Here is a 16,690-nt window from a genome sequence, read left to right on the forward strand (position 1 = left end):
CCACGCGGCCCCTACCATGGCTGTCTCATCGGCCCCATTCTGCGGCATACTCGGCAGACCTTTTGCCCGGATTCCGCCATGCGTCCTCTGCTGCCAATCGCCCTGACCTTGATGCTCGCCGCCTGTGGTGATGGCGAAGCGCTGTCGCCACCGGACGCCCGCCTGCCCGATGGCGGGCGTTATCGGGGCCAGGTGGTGGACGGCCTGTTGCAGGGCGAGGGGCGCATCGATTACCCCAACGGCAGCTGGTACGCCGGCGGTTTCAAGGACGGCCAGTGGCACGGCCCGGGCGAGTGGCACGGCAGCAACGGCGAGGTCTATCGCGGCCAGTTCGCCGCTGGCCTGTTCCAGGGCCTGGGCGACCTGACCACCCCAGGCAGCCATTATGCCGGCACCTTCAGCCACGGCCGCCGCGACGGCGAAGGTACGCTCAAGCAGGCCGACCAGACCTACCGCGGCCAGTTCAAGGACGACCAGTACGAGGGCGCGGGCGAGCTCGAACTGGCCGACGGCAGCCGCTACCAAGGCCTGTTCGCCAAGGGCAAGCCCAATGGGGCCGGCGTGCGCAGCGATGCCAGCGGCAACCAGTTCAGCGGCCGCTTCGTCGACGGCCTGCTGCAGGGCAGTGGCACCTACGACAGCGTCGACGGTGAGCAGTACATTGGCGAATTCAAGGACAACCGCCTGGAAGGCCGCGGCCGCTACGAGAACGCCGACGGCGATGTGTGGATCGGAGAATTCAAGGACGGTTCGCTGCTCGGCGAAGGCGAACTGCTTGGCAGCGACGGTAGCCACTACAAGGGCAGCTTCGTTGACTGGCGCCTGTCCGGCCACGGCAGCCTGCAATTGCCCGACGGCAGCAAGTACGTGGGCGGCTTCGAGAATGATGCCTACCAGGGCCAGGGCAAACTGACCCTGGCCAGTGGCAAGGTCGAAAGCGGCTTCTGGGTCAACGGCGTGCGCGTGCGCGACCACAAGGGCACGTTGCTCCCCGACCCGCTGGACCTGGCCCTGCTCAACCAGGGCAGGCTGCTGGAAGAGGCGCTGGCCCGCGTGCCGCACTCTGCGCCGCCCATCCAGCTATACAGCCTGGTGGTCGCCGGTGATGGCCAGCAAAGCGTATTTCTGCGCGAAGCCGACTACGTCAGCAACTTGCTCAAGGTACGCTTCGGCGCCCGTGGCCAGGTTACCCTGGTCAACCACCGCGACCAGATGGCCACCCGCCCCATGGCCACCCGCGAAAACCTCACCCGCGCCGCCCGCACTTTGGCCGAACGTAGCGGCCCGGAAGACCTGGTGTTCATCTACCTGACCAGCCATGGCAGCCAGGACCACCAACTGGTGTTGGACCAGCCGCGCCTGCAGCTGGCAGACCTGTCTGCCGATGAACTGGCCAGTGCCCTGGCGCCGCTTAAAGATCGCGACAAAGTGATTGTCATCTCCGCCTGCTATTCCGGGGGTTACATCGCCCCGCTGAAAGATGAGCGGACCGTCATCATGACGGCAGCTCGCGCGGACCGGGTGTCCTTCGGCTGCTCGGAAGAGGCCGACTTCACCTACTTCGGCGACGCCCTGTTCGCCGAGGCATTGAACCAGACCGATGACCTGAAACAAGCGTTTGAACTGGCGCGTACCAGTGTTGCCGAACGGGAAGGAAGGGAAGGTTTCGAAGCCTCCGAGCCACAACTGTGGGCACCGCCCGCCGTACTGGCACATTGGCAGCGCCTGCGCCAGCAGCAGGCCGAGGAAGCCTTGCGTAATGCCGCACAGGCGACCGCTGGGGAACAGGAAAAAACCCCCGCCAGCCACTAAGCTTGTGTGTAACACAGGAGAGACATCATGTACTTGACGCCTCAGCATGTCCTGCTTGCCGGAGCGACTGGCCTGACGGGTGAACACCTGCTGGACCGCCTGCTCAACGAGCCCACCATCAGCCGCGTGCTGGCGCCGACCCGTCGGCCGCTGGCCGAACACCCGCACCTGGAAAACCCGGTCGGCGACCCTGCGGTGTTTCTGCCGCAACTGGCCGGGCGTGTCGACATTGCCTACTGCTGCCTGGGCACAACCCTGAAGCAGGCCGGCTCCGAACAGGCGTTTCGCGCGGTCGACCTGGACATGGTCGTGGCCTTCAGCAAGCGCGCGCGGGAGATGGGTGCGCGCCACCTGCTGGTGGTCAGCGCCATCGGCGCAGACCCCAAGTCGACGATTTTCTACAACCGGGTGAAGGGCGAAATGGAGGAAGCGCTGAAAGCGCAAGACTGGCCTCAGCTCACCATCGTTCGGCCGTCACTGCTGATAGGTGAGCGCATTGAGCCGCGCCTGGGTGAGCGGCTGGCTTCGCCCTTTGCGCGGTTGATGCCGGGCAAGTACCGGGGCATCGAGGCCTGCACCTTGGCACGGGCGCTGTGGCGCCTGGCGCTGGAGGAGGAAGACGGAATTCGGGTGATCGAGTCGGATGAACTGCGCAGGCTGGGCAAGAAATAGCGCCAGCCCTACAGCCCGCCAGTCGCCTGAAAACCAACCCCTGCCGCTGTCAGCAATGACAGCGGCAGGAACAGGGTATCCAGCAGCATGCTCCCCGGCAGGTCCAGCCGCGGATACGTTGGCGCTTCAGCGCCGAAACGGTCCTTCGGGCAACACCCGCCATTGATCACATACAAGTCCAGGCGCGTGCCGGCGTACACCACCGGCGCGCCCGGCTTGTTGGCATCCAGCGTGCGCACCGTGGCACAGCCGCTGACTGCCAGCACAGCCAGCAGGCCAATCAGGCTATGCCTCAATCATCCGCCCCAAGATGATGCTCACCCCAGCGCGGCAACATGTCCTGCGGGATGTTCAGCAAGTTGAGAATGCGCGCCACGACGAAGTCGACCAGGTCATCGATGGTTTGCGGCTGGTGGTAGAAGCCAGGTGCTGCAGGCAGGATCACCGCGCCCATCTGCGACAGCTTTAGCATGTTCTCCAGGTGGATGGTCGACAGTGGCGCCTCACGCGGGACCAGGATCAGCTGGCGGCGCTCCTTCAGCGTCACATCGGCCGCACGCTCGATCAGGTTGTTGCACGCACCGGTGGCAATGGCCGACAAGGTACCGGTGGAACAGGGCACCACGACCATTGCCGCCGGGGCGCCGGAGCCCGAGGCCACCGGCGACATCCAGTCCTCTTTGCCGTACACGCGGATCTGCCCGCTGGCAGCGCCGGTGTATTCGGTCAGAAACGCCTGCATCGCCTGGGGCTTGGCCGGCAGCACGACGTCGGTCTCGGTCGACATCACCAGTTGCGCTGCCTTGGAGATGAGGAAATGCACCTCGCGGTCTTCGCGCACCAGGCAATCGAGCAAACGCAGGCCGTATTGCGCGCCGGAGGCCCCGGTCATGGCCAGGGTGATGCGGTCAGGCCCGTTCACTTCAGGGCCTCGGCCAGCTTGCCGTGCAGGCCGCCGAAGCCGCCGTTGCTCATGATCACCACGTGGGTGCCCGGCCGCGCCTGGCCTTTGACCCGCTCGATGATCGCTTCGAGGCTGTCGGCGACCACGCTCGGCACCTTGCACTGCGACGCGGTGGCTGCCAGGTCCCAGCCCAGGTTGGCCGGTGCGTACCAGATCACCTGGTCAGCGTCGTTGACGCTTTCCGGCAGACCATCACGGTGCGCGCCCAGCTTCATGGAGTTGGAACGCGGCTCGATGATGGCAATCACCGGTGCCTCGCCCACCCGCTTGCGCAGGCCGTCGAGGGTGGTGGCGATAGCAGTCGGGTGGTGAGCGAAGTCGTCGTAGATAGTCACGCCCTGCACTTCGGCGACCTTCTCCATGCGTCGCTTGACGCTCTTGAAGGCGCTGAGGCCTTCGATGGCCATGGCGGGTACCACACCTACATGGCGTGCGGCGGCCAAAGTGGCCAAGGCGTTGGCAACGTTGTGCTGGCCGGTCAGCGCCCAGTCCACCACGCCTTGCGCTTCACCCTCGAACAGCACTTCGAAACGCGATCCGTCAGCGCTGAGCAAGCGCGCCTGCCATTGGCCACGTTCACCTGTGGTCTGCACCAGTGTCCAGCAACCCATGCCGATCACGCGCTCCAGCGCCAGCTCGGTGGTCGGGTGGATGACCAGGCCCTCGCTCGGAATGGTACGTACCAAGTGATGGAACTGCCGCTCGATGGACGCCAGATCAGGGAAGATATCCGCATGATCGAACTCAAGGTTGTTGAGGATCGCGGTGCGGGGGTGGTAGTGCACGAACTTCGAACGCTTGTCGAAGAACGCGCTGTCGTATTCATCGGCCTCGACCACGAAGAACGGCGTACCGCCCAGGCGCGCCGACACCGAAAAGTTCTGCGGCACGCCACCGATGAGGAAGCCCGGGCTCATGCCGGCATGCTCCAGCACCCAGGCCAGCATGCTGCTGGTGGTGGTCTTGCCATGGGTGCCGGCGACAGCCAGGACCCAACGGCCCTGCAGCACGTGGTCAGCCAGCCACTGAGGGCCAGACACATAAGGCAGGCCTTTGTTCAGCACATACTCCACCGCCGGGTTGCCCCGCGACATGGCGTTGCCGATGACCACCAGGTCGGGTGCCGGGTCCAGCTGGGCCGGGTCGTAGCCCTGGGTCAGCTCGATGCCCTGGGCTTCGAGCTGGGTGCTCATGGGCGGGTAGACGTTGGCGTCCGAGCCAGTGACGCGGTGGCCGAGCTCTTTGGCCAGCACCGCCAGCGAGCCCATGAAAGTGCCGCAAATACCGAGAATATGAATATGCATGGAAGACCTCGCAAAACGTCGAGGCAGGGTAGCCCAAGGCTCGGGAAATCGCACCCGCTGTTTCGCTCAGACGCCCCTGGCGATGCCGTGTTTGCGCAGTTTTCGATACAAGGTATTGCGGCTGATACCCAAATGCTCGGCAACACGGGTCATGTGCCAGCGGTTTGCCTCCAGTACGCACAGCAGGGCCTGGCATTCCGCGTGGTCCAGGCAACCATTGTGGGAGCGGGCTTGCCCCGCGAAAGGGCCAGCAATATCAAGTTTGTTGCCTGAACCAACGCATTCGCGGGGCAAGTCCGCTCCAACAGAGGCCCCGGCTGCCTTGACGACTGCGGGTAGATCGGCAAGACCGATATAGCTGTTGTCACACAACGCCACCAATGTTCGCAGCACGTTACGCATCTGCCGCACGTTGCCCGGCCAGGCAAAATCCAGCAACGCCTGGCGTGCACTCGGTTCGATCTCGATAACCTGGCCCTGCGCCTCCTGGCGCAGCAGGAAGTCCAGCAACTGTGACTTGTCACTGCGCTCACGTACCGCAGGCAATGCGACCTCCAACCCATTGAGCCGGTAATACAGGTCTTCGCGGAAGGTCCCCTGCTGCACACGCTCGAGCAAATCCCGGTGCGTGGCACTTACGATGCGCACATCCACCGCCTGTGGCTCACCGCCGATCGGCACCACCTGGCGCTCTTCCAGCACCCGCAACAGGCGGGTCTGCAACGCAAGCGGCATGTCACCGATCTCATCCAGCAGCAGGGTGCCGCCATCGGCCTGCAGCAGCTTGCCGCGCATGCCTTCCTTGCGCGCGCCGGTAAAGCTGCCGCCGCGGTAACCGAACAGCTCGCTCTCGATCAGGCTTTCAGGGATTGACGCACAGTTGACCGCCACGAACGGTTTGCCGCAACGCTGGCTGGCCTGGTGCACAGCCTGGGCGAATGCCTCTTTGCCGCAGCCGGTCTCGCCGCTGAGCAGCAGCGGCACATCCCGCTCGAACACCCGCACGGCGCGGTGGAAGCCGCTTTGCAGCGCAGGGTCCAGCAGACAGACACTCGGCATCGCCTGCGCTCGCGCCTGAGGCTGAGGCAGGCCAACCGGCACAGCCCACACCGGCGCCCTCGCCTGGCCCCGCAGGCTGGCGAATACCTGGCGGCCATCACGGGTGTACAACGGCCAGGCCGCGCTGCCGTTAGGCATGGCGCGGCTGAACAGCTCGTCATGGTTGCAGGCAAAAAACATATCCAGCGGCTTGCCCAGCACGCCGCCACGGATGGTGCCCAGCAGGTTCAGGGCGCTCTGGTTGGCAGCGCAAATCCGGCCATCGCCGTCGAAAGCCAGTAACCCCTCGCTGAACAAGCCGACCGACTCGGCCTGCAGATGAAAGCGCAGCAGCCATTGCTGCTCGAAGTGGCGCAGGAAATAGCAGCTCTCGATCATCTTCGCCGAGAGGTTGACCAGTGCCATGGTGTGGAACTGGCTCTGGCGCGACACATCCGGCCGCGCCGACGAGACATCGAGCACCGCCAGCAGCTCGCCATGAGGGTCGAATACCGGGCTGGCCGAGCAGGTCAAACCGGTATGGCGACCGCGAAAGTGTTCATTCTGGTGGATGGTCAGGGCCTGGCGCTCGACCAGGCAGGTGCCGATGCCGTTGGTGCCCTCTCGGGCCTCACTCCAGTCCGCACCCAGCCACAGGCCGGCGCGCTCGAAGATACGGCGCTCGCTGGGGGCGGTCACGCAATTGAGGATCACCCCGCGGGCGTCGGTCAACAGCACCGCATGGCCAGCACCGGAAAGCTGCTGGTGCAGGCTGGTCATCTCGTTATCGGCGATCTTCAACACCTGGCGCAGGCGTTCACGGCTCTCCAGCAGGCGGCCATGCTCCAGCACCACCGGTGCGGCAATCACCGACGGGTCGAGATGGTAATCCTCCAGGCAACGCAGCCAGGAGCGGGCGATGGAAGGGTCGCTGCCGGCCCCGCCGGCTTCGCCATGGGCGACGGTGTGCACCTGCTGGGCATGGCGGCTGAGGTGGTTGCTCTGCATTAGTTGTTGTTCTCCGCAGATAGAGCGTCCATCCAGCATCCTCCACCCGCCCAGGCTTTGCAATGCACCGCCCTGCAGCGTGTCGCAAACGGTACAAAGTGTCACCTGGGCCGTGCCAGCGGCGACACAACGCACCTTTGCGAAACCTTTTGGGGCAACCCAAACCATTGATTCAGAAGTCGCCACCCCGCTGGCCCGACCTTTGCACTAGGCTTTTGAACTCCTCAACAAAACACAATTAACCAGGAGACACACCATGCGTTATGCACATCCCGGTACCGAAGGCGCGAAGGTTTCCTTCAAGAGCCGCTACGGCAACTTCATCGGTGGTGAGTTCGTAGCTCCGGTCAAGGGGCAGTATTTTGAAAACACCTCCCCGGTGAATGGCAAACTGATCGCAGAATTTCCCCGTTCCACTGCCGAAGACATCGACAAGGCGCTGGACGCCGCCCACGCCGCCGCCGACGCCTGGGGCCGCACGTCGGTGCAGGACCGCTCCAATGTCCTGCTGAAGATCGCCGACCGTATCGAGCAGAACCTCGAAGTCCTGGCCATCACCGAAACCTGGGACAACGGCAAGCCCGTCCGCGAAACCCTGAACGCCGACATCCCGCTGGCGGTCGACCATTTCCGTTACTTCGCCGGTTGCATCCGTGCGCAGGAAGGCGGCGCCGCAGAAATCAACGAAAACACCGTCGCCTATCACATCCATGAGCCATTGGGCGTGGTCGGGCAGATCATCCCGTGGAACTTCCCGATCCTGATGGCCGCCTGGAAGCTCGCCCCGGCCCTGGCCGCCGGCAACTGCGTGGTGCTCAAGCCGGCCGAACAGACCCCGCTGGGCATCACCGTGCTGGCCGAGCTGATCGGCGACCTGCTGCCACCCGGCGTACTCAACGTAGTGCAAGGCTATGGCCGCGAGGCCGGTGAAGCGCTGGCCACCAGCAAGCGCATCGCCAAGATTGCCTTCACCGGCTCCACCCCGGTCGGCTCGCACATCATGAAATGCGCGGCCGAAAACATCATTCCGTCCACCGTCGAGCTGGGCGGCAAGTCGCCGAACGTCTACTTCGAAGACATCATGCAGGCCGAGCCGAGCTTCATCGACAAAGCCGCCGAAGGCATGGTGCTGGCGTTCTTCAACCAAGGTGAAGTGTGCACGTGCCCGTCGCGGGCGCTGGTACAGGAGTCGATCTACCCGCAGTTCATGGAAGTGGTGATGAAGAAGGTGCTGCAGATCAAGCGCGGCGACCCGCTCGACACCGACACCATGGTCGGCGCCCAGGCCTCGCAGCAGCAGTTCGAAAAAATCCTCTCGTACCTGCAGATCGCCCAGGACGAAGGCGCCGAGCTGCTGACCGGCGGCAAGGTCGAGAAGCTGGAGGGCGCGCTGGCCACCGGGTATTACATCCAGCCGACCCTGCTCAAGGGCAACAACAAGATGCGTGTGTTCCAGGAAGAAATCTTCGGCCCGGTGGTCAGCGTCACCACCTTCAAGGACGAAGCAGAAGCCCTGGCCATCGCCAACGACACCGAGTTCGGCCTCGGCGCCGGTGTGTGGACCCGCGACATCAACCGTGCCTACCGCATGGGCCGCGGCATCAAGGCCGGCCGCGTGTGGACCAACTGCTACCACCTGTACCCGGCGCATGCCGCGTTCGGTGGCTACAAGAAGTCCGGCGTTGGCCGTGAAACCCACAAGATGATGCTCGACCATTACCAGCAGACCAAGAACCTGCTGGTGAGCTACGACATCAACCCACTGGGCTTCTTCTAAGCCCCTCAGCAGAGCGGTTGGCGTGCACCAACCGCTCTGGCTCGCTTCCTGCAGTACCCATCACCATCGGCCGGAACCGTTCCGGCCACCAAGAAAAACAACAGGTGAATCTATGCCAAGCGATCAATCCGCCGGCACGCCGGCAGGTGCATCCGTCGACTTCGAAAAAGTCGGCTCGGACTACTTCCAGCAACGTGAACTTAAAAAGGGCGCAGCCGGCTGGGTGCTGCTGGTGGGCCTGGGCGTGGCCTACGTGATTTCCGGCGACTACGCCGGCTGGAACTTCGGCCTGGCTCAGGGCGGCTGGGGCGGCATGTTCCTCGCCACCTTGCTGATGGCGACCATGTACCTGTGCATGTGCTTCTCGCTGGCCGAGCTGTCCTCGATGATCCCTACCGCCGGCGGCGGCTACGGCTTCGCACGCAGTGCATTCGGGCCTTGGGGCGGGTTCTTGACCGGCACTGCCATCCTCATCGAGTACGCCATTGCCCCGGCGGCCATCGCCGTGTTCATCGGCGCCTACTGCCAGTCACTGTTCGGGATTGGCGGCTGGATGATTTACCTGGCGTTCTACATCGTCTTCATCGGCATCCATATCTTTGGGGTGGGTGAAGCCTTGAAGCTGATGTTCATCATCACCGCCATCGCCGCCATCGCCCTGGCGGTATTCCTGGTGAGCATGGCGCCCCATTTTGATGCAGCGAACCTGTTCGACATCGCCCAGACCGACGCGGTCGGTGCCAGCAGCTTCCTGCCATTCGGCTATGTTGGCGTGTGGGCGGCCATCCCCTACGCGATCTGGTTCTTCCTGGCCGTCGAAGGCGTGCCGTTGGCCGCCGAAGAAACCAAAAACCCGAAACGCGACCTGCCCCGCGGCCTTATCGGCGCGATGCTGGTGCTGCTGGCCTTTGCCTTGCTGATTCTGGTGGTCGGCCCCGGCGGCGCCGGTTCCGAAGCCCTTAAAGCGTCGGGCAATCCGCTGGTCGAGGCGCTGTCCAAGGCGTATGGCGGTTCCACCTGGATGGGCGGGTTCGTCAACCTGGTCGGCCTGGCTGGCCTGATTGCCAGTTTCTTCTCGATCATCTATGCCTATTCACGGCAGATTTTCGCGCTCTCCCGTGCTGGCTACCTGCCGCGCAAACTTTCCGAAACCAACAAGAGCAAGGCGCCGGTACTGGCGCTGATTATCCCCGGCATCATTGGCTTTGCCCTGTCGCTGACCGGCCAAGGCGACTTGCTGATCCTGGTGGCGGTATTCGGTGCCACGCTGTCGTACGTACTGATGATGGCCGCGCATATCACCCTGCGCATCCGTCGGCCAAAAATGGAGCGCCCGTATCGCACCCCTGGCGGCATCTTCACCTCGGGCCTGGCCCTGGTGCTGGCCTGCATCGCGGTGGTTGCCGGCTTTTTGGTCGACCCTCGGGTGGTGATTGGCGCCGCAGTGATCTATGCAGTATTGATCGCCTACTTTGCGTTTTACAGCCGCCACCACCTGGTCGCGGGTACACCGGAAGAGGAATTCGCCGCGATCCAGAAGGCCGAAGAGGCCTTGCACTGACGCCGACACTCGCCGCGGGCCCGCCCGCGGCGCTCTGGAGATTCTGTATGGCAAGTTTCGTACACACGGTTGGCCACCTGGTCTACCGCTTCGACAGCCTCAAAGAAGTCATGGCCAAGGCCAGCCCGGCACGTTCGGGCGATTACCTGGCTGGCGTGGCGGCCAGCAACGACGGTGAGCGGGTGGCCGCGCAAATGGCCCTGGCCAATATCCCGCTCAGCCACTTTCTCACTGAAGCGCTGATCCCTTACGAACAGGACGAAGTTACCCGCCTGATCATCGACACCCACGACGCCCAGGCCTTCGCCCCGGTCAGCCACCTGACCGTGGGTGGGCTGCGTGACTGGTTGCTCGGCGACGAAGCCAACGAGGACAGCCTGCGCGCCCTGGCGCCGGGCCTGACCCCGGAGATGGCCGCCGCCGTGTCGAAAATCATGCGCGTGCAGGACCTGGTGCTGGTGGCGCAGAAAATCCGTGTGGTCACCCGTTTTCGCGGCACCATGGGCCTGCGCGGTCGGCTGTCGACCCGCCTGCAGCCCAACCACCCCACCGATGAGCCGGCCGGCATCGCCGCCAGCATCCTCGACGGCCTGCTGTACGGCAATGGCGACGCCATGATCGGCATCAACCCGGCCACCGACAGCATCGCCTCGATCTGCGCCATGCTGGAGATGCTCGATGCCATTATCCAGCGCTACGACATCCCCACCCAAGCCTGTGTGCTGACCCACGTCACCACCTCGATCGAAGCGATCAACCGTGGCGTGCCGCTGGACCTGGTGTTCCAGTCGATTGCCGGCACCGAAGCGGCCAACGCAGGCTTCGGCATCAACCTCAACGTGCTGCAGGAAGGCTACGAGGCCGGCTTGTCGCTCAAGCGCGGAACCCTCGGGCAAAACCTGATGTATTTCGAGACCGGCCAGGGCAGTGCGCTGTCGGCCAACGCCCACCACGGCGTCGACCAGCAGACCTGCGAAACCCGCGCCTACGCTGTGGCCCGCCATTTCAAACCGTTCCTGGTCAACACCGTGGTCGGCTTCATCGGGCCCGAGTACCTGTACAACGGCAAGCAGATCATCCGCGCCGGCCTCGAAGACCACTTCTGCGGCAAGCTGCTCGGCGTGCCGATGGGCTGCGACATCTGCTACACCAACCACGCCGAGGCCGACCAGGACGACATGGACACCCTGCTGACCCTGCTGGGCGTGGCCGGCATCAACTTCATCATGGGCATCCCGGGTTCCGACGACATCATGCTCAACTACCAGACCACCTCGTTCCACGACGCGCTGTACGCGCGCCAGACCCTGGGCCTCAAGCCTGGGCCGGAGTTCGAGGCCTGGTTGCAGCGCACCGGCATCTTCACCCAGGCCGATGGCCGCGTGCGCTTCGGCGACAACCTGCCGCCGGCGTTTCGCCAGGCGCTGGCACAGCTGGCATAGAGGTGACCATGGACCATCGCACCCCCACCCCCGAAAACCCCTGGCTGGCCCTGCGCAACCTGACCCCGGCGCGCATCGCCCTGGGCCGCACCGGCATCAGCCTGCCGACCGCCGCCCAACTGGACTTCCAGTTCGCCCACGCCCAGGCGCGGGACGCCGTGCACCTGGCCTTCGACCACCAGGCCCTGGCCGAGCAACTCAAGGGCCGCGGCCGTGACAGCCTGGTACTGCACAGCGCCGCCAGCGACCGCCACCAGTACCTGCAACGGCCCGACCTGGGCCGGCGCTTGAACGACGACTCGGTCGAGCAACTGCGCCAGCATGCCCAGGCCAACCCGAGCGGGTTCGATCTGGCCATCGTGGTCGCCGATGGCCTCTCTGCCCTGGCCGTGCACCGCCATACCTTGCCGTTTCTGGCCCGCTTCGAGGAACAGGCAGCAGCCGATGGCTGGACCTGCGCACCGGTGGTGCTGGTGGAGCAAGGCCGAGTGGCGGTGGCTGACGAAGTCGGCCAGTTGCTCGGTGCGCGCATGACCGTGATGCTGATCGGGGAGCGGCCCGGCCTTAGCTCGCCCGACAGCCTTGGCCTGTATTTCACCTACGCGCCGAAGGTCGGCCTGACCGACGCCTACCGCAACTGCATCTCCAACGTGCGCCTGGAGGGCTTGAGCTACGGCATGGCCGCACATCGCCTGCTTTACCTGATGCGCGAGGCCTGCCGCAGGCAGTTGTCGGGCGTGAGTCTGAAGGATGAGGCGGAGGTCCATACGCTCGACAGTGAAAACACCCCCACACAAAAAGGAAACTTCCTACTCGGCGAAGGGTAATAAAACATGTCACGGAAGGCGGATTGCGCTTCTGGCCCGCATTGGGGCAGCATGCGTTTGAAAGCTGCTGGCATTCCGCTGTTTCCCCAAATGGACTCTGAGGGCCGCACATGCGCATCATCAAGGCAACCCTGGAACACCTCGACCTGCTCACCCCGCTGTTCGTCAGATACCGCGAGTTCTACGGCCAACTGCCCTATCCGGACAGCTCGCGCAAATTCCTCGAAACCCGCCTCAAGCGTGACGAATCGGTCATCTACCTGGCCTTGCCGGATGACGACGACGCCAAGCTGCTGGGCTTCTGCCAGCTGTACCCGAGCTTCTCGTCGCTGTCGCTCAAGCGCGTCTGGATTCTCAACGATATCTACGTCGCCGAAGACTCGCGGCGCATGCTGGTAGCCGACCACCTGATGCGTGAGGCCAGGAAGATGGCCAAGGACACCCAGGCCGTGCGTATGCGGGTATCGACCAGTGCGAATAACGAGGCGGCGCGCAAGACGTATGAGTCGATCGGGTTTCGCAAGGACACTGAGTTCGAGAGCTACATCCTGCCAATTACGTTGGACTGAACCTACTGGCCTCATCGCGGGCTTGCCCGCGATGAGGCAGCTGCAGCCCGCCCAGTAACCCCCCGCTACAATCTCCCCGGGCATGTTTCCTACATAGCCGTATAATGCCCCCTCCTGACATGTGTGAAAATTTACCCTCCCGCAGGTCCGCGCGCCCGTAGCTGCGGGTCAAGAACACAGGTGCTGTACATGGATTTCAACCCGCTGGACCTCATCCTGCATCTCGATGCCTACCTTGATCTGCTGGTCACCAACTACGGCCCCTGGATCTACGCCATCCTGTTCACCGTGATCTTCTGCGAGACCGGCCTTGTGGTCATGCCGTTCCTGCCGGGCGATTCGCTGCTGTTCATCGCCGGTGCCGTGGCCGCCGGTGGCGGCATGGACCCAGTACTGTTGGCTGGCCTGCTGATGGCTGCGGCAATCATGGGCGACAGCACCAACTACGTGATCGGGCGAACGGCGGGTGAACGGCTGTTCAACAACCCCAACTCGAAAATCTTCCGCCGCGATTACCTGCAGCGCACCCACGAATTCTACGAACGCCATGGCGGCAAGACCGTGACCCTGGCGCGCTTTCTGCCCATCCTGCGGACCTTCGCACCGTTCGTCGCCGGCATCGCCCACATGCATTACCCGCGCTTCCTGGGCTTCAGCGTCGCCGGGTCTCTGTTGTGGGTCGGCGGCCTGGTGACCCTCGGCTACTTCTTCGGCAACGTGCCATTCATCAAGCAGCACCTGTCGCTGATGGTGGTCGGCATCATCTTCCTGTCGCTGGTGCCGATGGTCCTCGGCCTGCTGCGTGGCCGCCTTGGCCGCACGGCCAAGGCGCACTGACAGCAGGCATGTGGTCGTTCAGCGCCTGGCGGCGCAAACGCACCCTGGCGCGCTACCCGGTCGACCCGCAGCAATGGCAGGCGGTGCGCGAACGCCTGCCGATGCTTGACGGCATCAGTGATGACGAAGACCGCTGGCTGCGCGAAGCCTGCATCCTGTTCCTGCTCGACAAGCACTTGACCACCCTGCCTGGGGTGGAGCTGGGCGATGAGCAGCGCCTGTTCCTCGCCGCACAAGCCCAACTGCCGCTGCTGCACCTGGGCGAGCTGAACTGGTACCAGGGCTTCCACGAGATCATCCTCTACCCCGACGATTTCAAGAGCCCCCAGCGCCATCGCGACGCCAGCGGCGTGGAGCATGTGTGGGACGCCGAGCACAGCGGCGAAGCCTGGCAGCAAGGCCCGGTAATCATGGCCTGGGCCGGGGTGCTGGCCAGCGGCGGCTGGGAGGCTTACAACCTGGTGATCCACGAGCTGGCGCACAAGCTCGACATGCTCAACGGCGATGCCAACGGCCTGCCACCGCTGCACAGCGGCATGCAGGTGCAAGCCTGGGCCACGGCCATGCAGCGAGCCTATGACGACCTCAACCGCCAGCTGGACGCCGCGCCGGACGCCGAAACCCTCATCGACCCGTACGCGGCCGAAAACCCGGCGGAATTTTTCGCTGTCAGCAGCGAATACTTCTTCAGCGCCCCCGACCTGCTGCAGCAGGCTTATCCACAGGTGTACCAGCAGCTCGCGCTGTTCTACCGCCAGGACCCGCTGGCGCGCCTGACACGCTTGCAGGCCGAGCACCCGGACTACCGCGAAAGCCACGCCTGATGCGCCCGCGCATCAGGTGGGGCGTGGCATGCACGGGCGGAATGTGCCTATAATCGCCGCCACTTTTTGACCAAACACGGGGGCACTGCCCAATGAGCTACAGCAAGATTCCGGCTGGCAAAGACCTGCCGAACGACATCTACGTCGCCATCGAGATCCCGGCCAACCACGCGCCGATCAAGTACGAAATCGACAAGGACAGCGACACCCTGTTCGTCGATCGCTTCATGGCTACCCCGATGTTCTACCCAGCCAACTACGGCTTCATCCCCAACACCCTGGCCGACGACGGTGATCCGCTGGACGTGCTGGTCGTTACCCCATACCCGGTTGCCCCAGGTTCGGTCATCCGCGCCCGTCCGGTCGGCGTCCTGAACATGACCGACGACGGCGGCGGCGACGCCAAGGTCATCGCTGTTCCGCACGACAAGCTGTCGCAGCTGTACGTTGACGTGAAGGAATACACCGACCTGCCCGCCCTGCTGATTCAGCAGATCGAGCACTTCTTCGCGAACTACAAAGATCTCGAGAAGGGCAAGTGGGTCAAGATCGAAGGCTGGGACGGCGCCGACGCCGCCCGCGCCGCGATCACCAAATCGGTCGCTGCCTACAAGGGCTGATACCGATTGCAGAAAGCCCCGCCTCGGCTGTTCACTCAAGAATGCCGGGGCCGCAAAGCGGCCCCGGCATTCTCAAGTGAAAAGGATTACCGCCGAGCTGGGGCTTTTTTGTGGGCGCTCGGCAGGCAGTAAAAAATCCTACGCATTCCTAATCCAGCGCCCTACAGCCAGGGACTTTTCGTACACGTTGCGTCAACACCCGGTTCATATCGCTGCTCGCACACCGCCGCTACACTCGGCCGCATGAACACATCCGGTGACCGCCTCAAAGCCCTCCTCCACGAGTGTGGCCTGACCCCTTCCGATTTCGCCGCCCAGCGCCGTGTCACACCCCAGCACGTCAACAACTGGTTCAAGCGCGGCATCCCCCTGGCTCGCCTCGACGAGCTGGCCGACCTGTTCTGCGTGCACCGTCGCTGGTTGCGCAGCGGCGAAGGCCCCAAGCACCCCAGTTCGATCCTGCGCAGTTGCGCGGTTCAACCAACCCGGGATGCCTTGCCAACCGCGCTGTTGACCCCGGCGACCCAACTGCTGCATGTCCCCTTCTACGAAGTGCAGGATGGCCAACTCGCTGCCCTCGACAACCATTGCCTGCAGCTGCCGGCCCAGGCACTGAAGGCACTGGGCGTCGCGCCCGCCAACGCCGCGTGCCTGGCCATGCCAGCCGGCAACATGGCGCCATGGGTCCCCCGCGACGCCATCCTTGCCATCGACGTCAGCGTGACGCAAGTGATCGACGGTGAAACCTATGCCCTGCTGCACAATGGCGCGGTCAGGGTGAACAGCCTCAGCCTCGGGCATAACGGCACGTTGTGCCTGCACAGCCACGACCGCCACAACTACACCGTGGAACGCTACACCCCCGCCCAACGCCAGGCCCAGCAACTGCAGGTCCTCGGCTGGGTATTCCACTGGTCGCATTTCCGCCAGCAACGCCCAGACTGAAACACCCTGTGCCATTTTTTGCTGGGCATCCTGCACCGGCCCTTGTATGCTACGCGGCACATTCAGCCCCTACCGGCGCAAGCCGCGTAGCAGAGGGCTCGGCGACACCCCATACGGGCGTTGGCCATCTCTATCAGGTCCTTGCGACCACACAGTTAAGGCGGTTGCGACTTACCATAAATTAGTCGGAAGCGTCCCCGAGAAGCCGGCCACAAGCCGGCTTTTTAATGCCCGCTTTTCGGCAGAACGCACTGGGTCAGCGGCATGCTGACCGCTATTGTCAGTGCCCCATGCCCAGCTCCGCATCATCCATCAGGGCCTTGGCCATGGCGCTGAGTTTATCTGCAGCCCGAGGTGGCCTCATCGCCGGCAAGCCGGCTCCTACAATGTGCGCAGCGCTGCTGAACCCTGTGGGAGCCGGCTTGCCGGCGATGAAGCCACCTCGGGCTCCAGATAGACTCAGCCCTAGTCAGAAATGGACTATACGCAA

The 16,690-nt window shown here is 64.0% G+C and carries 15 protein-coding genes; 11 read left to right on the forward strand and 4 right to left on the reverse strand.

Going from position 1 to position 16,690, the window contains the following annotated elements:
• Positions 1-78 precede the first annotated feature (78 nt).
• Together ABEH27_RS16490 and ABEH27_RS16495 are read left to right on the forward strand one after the other, a co-directional pair.
• A complete protein-coding gene (locus tag ABEH27_RS16490; RefSeq protein WP_346614627.1) occupies positions 79-1,812 on the forward strand; it encodes a C13 family peptidase in 1,734 nt (577 codons plus the stop codon).
• A 27-nt stretch (positions 1,813-1,839) separates the two neighbouring features.
• Entirely contained in the window at positions 1,840-2,484 is a 645-nt protein-coding gene (locus ABEH27_RS16495) for an oxidoreductase (RefSeq protein ID WP_346614628.1), read from the forward strand.
• Positions 2,485-2,492: 8 nt separating this feature from the next.
• Here ABEH27_RS16495 and ABEH27_RS16500 read toward each other — a convergent pair whose 3' ends face one another.
• From ABEH27_RS16500 to ABEH27_RS16515, 4 genes are all read right to left on the reverse strand, one after another.
• The gene (locus tag ABEH27_RS16500; protein WP_346614629.1) at positions 2,493-2,780 is read right to left on the reverse strand and encodes a YceK/YidQ family lipoprotein; all 288 of its coding nucleotides are present in this window, start codon (positions 2,778-2,780) and stop codon (positions 2,493-2,495) included.
• Entirely contained in the window at positions 2,777-3,406 is a 630-nt protein-coding gene (gene ubiX, locus ABEH27_RS16505; RefSeq protein ID WP_346614630.1) for a flavin prenyltransferase UbiX, read from the reverse strand. Before ubiX ends, ABEH27_RS16500 begins: the two co-directional genes overlap by 4 nt.
• Positions 3,403-4,752 (reverse strand): UDP-N-acetylmuramate:L-alanyl-gamma-D-glutamyl-meso-diaminopimelate ligase, encoded by a 1,350-nt coding sequence (gene mpl, locus ABEH27_RS16510; RefSeq protein WP_346614631.1) that lies wholly within the window; start codon positions 4,750-4,752, stop codon positions 3,403-3,405. The genes ubiX and mpl overlap by 4 nt, the downstream gene beginning before the upstream one ends.
• 66 nt (positions 4,753-4,818) lie before the next feature.
• On the reverse strand, positions 4,819-6,798 hold the full coding sequence (locus ABEH27_RS16515) for a sigma-54-dependent Fis family transcriptional regulator (RefSeq protein ID WP_346614632.1): 1,980 nt from the start codon (positions 6,796-6,798) through the stop codon (positions 4,819-4,821).
• Positions 6,799-7,054: 256 nt separating this feature from the next.
• Here ABEH27_RS16515 and ABEH27_RS16520 point away from each other — a divergent pair, with 256 nt between their 5' ends.
• From ABEH27_RS16520 to ABEH27_RS16560, 9 genes are all read left to right on the forward strand, one after another.
• Positions 7,055-8,575, forward strand: a complete 1,521-nt coding sequence (locus ABEH27_RS16520; protein WP_346614633.1) for an aldehyde dehydrogenase family protein — start codon at positions 7,055-7,057, stop codon at positions 8,573-8,575.
• A 112-nt stretch (positions 8,576-8,687) separates the two neighbouring features.
• On the forward strand, positions 8,688-10,136 hold the full coding sequence (eat, locus tag ABEH27_RS16525) for an ethanolamine permease (protein WP_346614634.1): 1,449 nt from the start codon (positions 8,688-8,690) through the stop codon (positions 10,134-10,136).
• A gap of 47 nt (positions 10,137-10,183) precedes the next feature.
• Positions 10,184-11,578, forward strand: a complete 1,395-nt coding sequence (locus tag ABEH27_RS16530) for an ethanolamine ammonia-lyase subunit EutB (protein ID WP_346614635.1) — start codon at positions 10,184-10,186, stop codon at positions 11,576-11,578.
• Positions 11,579-11,586: 8 nt separating this feature from the next.
• Entirely contained in the window at positions 11,587-12,405 is an 819-nt protein-coding gene (gene eutC, locus ABEH27_RS16535; RefSeq protein ID WP_346614636.1) for an ethanolamine ammonia-lyase subunit EutC, read from the forward strand.
• A gap of 110 nt (positions 12,406-12,515) precedes the next feature.
• A complete protein-coding gene (locus ABEH27_RS16540) occupies positions 12,516-12,974 on the forward strand; it encodes a GNAT family N-acetyltransferase (RefSeq protein WP_346614637.1) in 459 nt (152 codons plus the stop codon).
• Between the two features lie 189 nt (positions 12,975-13,163).
• Positions 13,164-13,811: a DedA family protein gene (locus ABEH27_RS16545; protein ID WP_346614638.1), complete on the forward strand. Its 648-nt coding sequence runs from the start codon at positions 13,164-13,166 to the stop codon at positions 13,809-13,811.
• A gap of 8 nt (positions 13,812-13,819) precedes the next feature.
• Positions 13,820-14,635 (forward strand): M90 family metallopeptidase, encoded by an 816-nt coding sequence (locus tag ABEH27_RS16550; RefSeq protein ID WP_346614639.1) that lies wholly within the window; start codon positions 13,820-13,822, stop codon positions 14,633-14,635.
• 92 nt (positions 14,636-14,727) lie between these two features.
• Positions 14,728-15,255: an inorganic diphosphatase gene (gene ppa, locus ABEH27_RS16555; protein ID WP_016484715.1), complete on the forward strand. Its 528-nt coding sequence runs from the start codon at positions 14,728-14,730 to the stop codon at positions 15,253-15,255.
• Positions 15,256-15,498: 243 nt separating this feature from the next.
• Positions 15,499-16,200, forward strand: a complete 702-nt coding sequence (locus tag ABEH27_RS16560) for a S24 family peptidase (RefSeq protein WP_346614640.1) — start codon at positions 15,499-15,501, stop codon at positions 16,198-16,200.
• The last annotated feature ends 490 nt before the right edge of the window (positions 16,201-16,690 follow it).

Source organism: Pseudomonas sp. P39-UII1 (assembly GCF_039672635.1).
Classification (GTDB): domain Bacteria; phylum Pseudomonadota; class Gammaproteobacteria; order Pseudomonadales; family Pseudomonadaceae; genus Aquipseudomonas.